The following is a 4,066-nucleotide window of genomic DNA, read 5'->3' on the forward strand; positions in this document are numbered from 1 at the left end:
GAAATCCCCATCATCACCCTCGACGCCCGACGACGCGACAGCGCCAAGAGCGCCCTCATCACCCTCGTCGAACACGCCCTCCTCGCCCGACTCCGGTGAGCCCCGACCTGGCCGGGGGGCGCGTACCAGGGATGGTTCGCGCCCCCCGGTAACAGTTCGGTAGGCATTTGCCGGGCTCGTTTGACAGTGCGTAGCCAGTCGAACCCGGTGTGCGCCAATGACCTTGAACTTTGCGGGAGTTCAACGCCATATGTCCGTTTTCCACCCCTGGTGCACGGGGCGGAGGGGCCGTTTGTCCGGTCCACCGGCTCGTGTTGGAATTCCAGCTACCCCGTAGGACCCACGCGGGCCGCGGCCCGTCGGGGGGTAGCCGCCGGATAGATCCATGGCCGCCAGTCGGTCGAGAGGTTGTTGTCGAGTGAGGCGTAAGCAGCCAGTCACCCCTCAGCGGCGCTCCGAGCCCCGCCAGCAGGACCCGGGTAGCGGCCCGACCACCGGTCAGTTCTCCGCGTTCACCGCGACCGAGGACCGTCCCGAGCCGAGCCGCCCCGCCGCCGAGCCGGCCCCGCGTCCCGCGACCGCCGAGGAGGCCCCGCGCCGCGGCGGCAGCCGGTACGACTTCCTGTCCCCGCTGAACTGGCGCGTGCCGACCCGCCTGGTGGCCATCCTGGTCATCCCGGTCGTCATCGCCCTCGTCTTCGGCGGCCTGCGCGTCAACACCTCGCTGGACGACTACAACCAGGCCGACCGCGCGGTGCGCATCGCCAACGTGGCCAGCTCGGCCACCAAGCTGGCCGACGCCCTGGAGCAGGAGCGCGACGAGACCCTGGTGCCGCTGCTCACCGGGCAGGGCGACCAGGGCGAGGTGAAGAAGCTCCGGGACCGGACCGACCAGGCGCTGGCCGACTACCGCGCGACCGTCGCCAAGGCCAAGGACGACCCGACCACGGTGCGCCGCAACGCCCAGTTCGAGGGCCTGGTCCAGTCCCTGCCGCACCTGCGCGCCAACGCCTACAAGCCCGAGCTGTTCGCCACCGCGACCTCCAACGCCTACTCGCTGCTGTTCGCGCCGCTGCTGGCGATGGACAACTCGGTCGGCTTCGGCTCCACCAACGTCACCTCCAAGGGCCGCGCGATCTACGCGATGTCGCTGGCCAAGGCGTCCGCCTCGACCCAGCGCGCGCTGATGCTCAACCTGCTGGTCGGCCTCGGCGTCGGCGGCGTGGACGGCCACGAGGGCCAGGACCTGATCCAGGCCCTGAGCGTCGCCGCCAAGCTGGAGCAGACCGCGCTCGACGAGTTCAACACCGCGTCCAGCTCGGACGAGGTCAAGGTCTACTCGGACGCGCTGGTCGACCAGGCCACCGCCGACCAGCGCCTGCCGCTGCGGATGCCCGACGGCCACAACCTGCCCGTCATGAGCACCCTGCTGATGATCGGCATGTCCTACTCCGGGCAGTTGTCCGACGCCGCGGCCAACAAGGACGCCGCCGCCCGGATCATCACCTCGGCCGGCAACGACGGCCTGACCCGCCCGCTGTGGGACCAGGCCACCAAGAGCCACATGAGCGCGCTGCGCGCCGCCGAGACCGACCTGCTCGACCAGGTCGTCGCCGACGCCCAGGGCATCAAGGACCGGGCGTTCACCGACTGGGTGCTCAACTCCCTGATCGTGGTCGCCTCGCTGGTGCTGGCCGGCCTGCTCACCGGCTACATCGCCCGCTCGATGATCCTCGGCATGCGGACCCTGAACACCGCCGCGCTCGACATCGCCAACCACCGCCTGCCGGAGCTGGTCGACAAGCTCTCCAAGACCGACCCGGAGCGGGTCGACACCTCGGTCAGCCCGATCCCGCTGCACGGCCGGGACGAGATCGGCGAGGTCGCCCGCGCCTTCGACCAGGTCCACCAGCAGGCCGTCTCGCTGGCCGCCGAGCAGGCGCTGCTGCGGGGCAACGTCAACGCGATCTTCACCAACCTGTCGCGCCGCAGCCAGGGCCTGATCCAGCGCCAGCTGGCGCTGATCACCGACCTGGAGAACAACGAGGCCGACCCGGACCAGCTGGAGAACCTCTTCAAGCTGGACCACCTGGCCACCCGCATGCGCCGCAACGGCGAGAACCTCCTGGTCCTCGCGGGCGAGGAGCCCGGCCGCCGCTGGAACACCCCGGTGCCGCTGGTCGACGTGCTGCGCGCCGCCGCCTCCGAGGTGGAGCACTACGAGCGGATCGAACTGGCCGGCATCCCCGAGGCCGACGTGGTCGGCCCCGCCGTGACCGACCTCGTCCACCTGCTCGCCGAGCTGCTGGAGAACGCCACCTCGTTCTCCTCCCCGCAGACCCGGGTGCTGGTCAACGCGACCCGGCTGCCCGACAGCCGGGTGCTGGTCGAGATCCACGACAAGGGCATCGGCCTGACCGCCGAGGACTTCGCCGAGATCAACGAGAAGCTGGCCGAGCCGCCCACCGTGGACGCCACCATCTCCCGCCGGATGGGCCTGTTCGTGGTCGGCCGGCTGTCCCAGCGGCACGACATCCGCGTGCAGCTGCGCCCGTCCGGCGAGTCGGCCGGCACCACCTCGCTGGTCATGCTGCCGCAGCAGCTGACCCACCTGGGCGCGATGGCGCCGGAGCCGCAGGCCGAGGAGTTCACGGTCTCCCGAATCTTCGCCGAGCAGGAGCCGGCCGCCGAGTGGGCGTTCGAGGGCCAGGACCGCACCGCGGCCGAACTCGGCTTCGACGACCACCTGCCCGCCCGCGGCGCGGTGGCCGGCAACGGCTTCTCCCCCGCGCTGGAGTCCATGCAGCGCTCCCAGCGGATCGAGGAGCGCCGCCGGGCCGCCCTGGAGGCCGGCCCGGGCGCCGCCGCCGAGGAGCCGGTGGAGGCGGAGGTCCTGGAGTCGCCCTACGGCGAGCCGGGCCACCCCGAGGACGGCTACCGCGGCGGCTACCCGGCCCCGCAGGCGGCCGGCTACGAGAGCCCCCAGGACGACCCGTACCGCCGCCCCGAGGCGGACGCCTACGGCCGCCCCTTCGAGCCGCAGCAGGCCCCCCGGGGCGACGCCTACGGCTACCGCGAGGACCTGTACGCCCCGGCCGGCTACGCCGACGACCCGTACGCCCCCGCCGACTACCCGCAGCAGGCCCCCTACGGCGACGGGCAGCAGTACGCCGAGGCGTACCAGCAGCAGCCGTACGAGGACGGCCAGTACGCCGAGGGCCAGTACGCGGACGGCCAGTACGAGTACGCCGAGGAGCAGTACCCGCAGCAGGCCCCGTACGCCGGCGAGCAGTACGCCGACGGGTACCAGCAGCAGGACTACGGCTACGAGGAGCCCGCCGGGCACCCGTACCCCGCGGAGGAGCTGCCGGCCCTGCCGCCGGCCCGTCCGGCCGCGGAGCGGCAGCAGCCGGGCGGTGCGCTGCCGCAGCGCCGGCCGGGCCAGCAGCTGGCGGGCGGCGGCGCGGCGGCCCGGTCCGCGGGCGGCGGCGCCGAGACCCCGAACTGGTTCACCGGCGCGAAGGACACCTCGGCGCAGGACGAGCCGCGCGGCCACGACGTGTCGGCGCTGGGCGGCTACGGGCCGACCGGTCCGACCGCGGCGGCCGGCGAGTGGGAGTCGCCGAACGACGGCGACTGGCAGCGCGCGGAGAAGCTGCGCGAGCCCTCCTCGGCGGGCACCACCCCCTCGGGCCTCCCGCGCCGGGTCCCGCGCCAGAACCTGGTGCCGGGCAACGCCCGCACCACCCCGCAGGAAGGCCCGCAGGTCTCCCGCGACCCGAGCGAGGTCCGCGGCCGCCTGACCAACCTGCGCCGCGGCGTCGAGCAGGGCCGCCAGGCCGGCGGCGACCCCGGTGCCACCGGCAGCTTCCGGATCGACCCCGACCAGGGGGCGTACGGTGATGGACCGCACAACAGCAGCACCGATCTCTTCGGCGGCTCGAACCAGCAGGAGCGTTGAGTTGACCCAGATGAGCCAGGCCGCACAGAACCTGAACTGGCTGATCACCAATTTCGTGGACAACACCCCCGGGGTGTCCCACACCGTGGTGGTCTCCGCCGACGG

1 protein-coding gene and 2 pseudogenes are annotated in these 4,066 nt (G+C 72.7%); all 3 read left to right on the forward strand.

What is annotated here, in order from left to right; all coding sequences use genetic code 11:
* Nucleotides 1-99, forward strand: a pseudogene (locus IH44_RS0139350) (ATP-binding protein); the annotation flags it as partial.
* Nucleotides 100-418: 319 nt separating this feature from the next.
* A complete protein-coding gene (locus IH44_RS42095) occupies nucleotides 419-3,961 on the forward strand; it encodes a nitrate- and nitrite sensing domain-containing protein (protein WP_051818298.1) in 3,543 nt (1,180 codons plus the stop codon).
* Between the two features lie 10 nt (nucleotides 3,962-3,971).
* A pseudogene (locus IH44_RS0139360) lies at nucleotides 3,972-4,066 on the forward strand (roadblock/LC7 domain-containing protein); the annotation flags it as partial.

It is taken from the genome of Kitasatospora sp. NRRL B-11411 (assembly GCF_000721345.1).
GTDB classification, from domain to species: domain Bacteria; phylum Actinomycetota; class Actinomycetes; order Streptomycetales; family Streptomycetaceae; genus Kitasatospora; species Kitasatospora cineracea.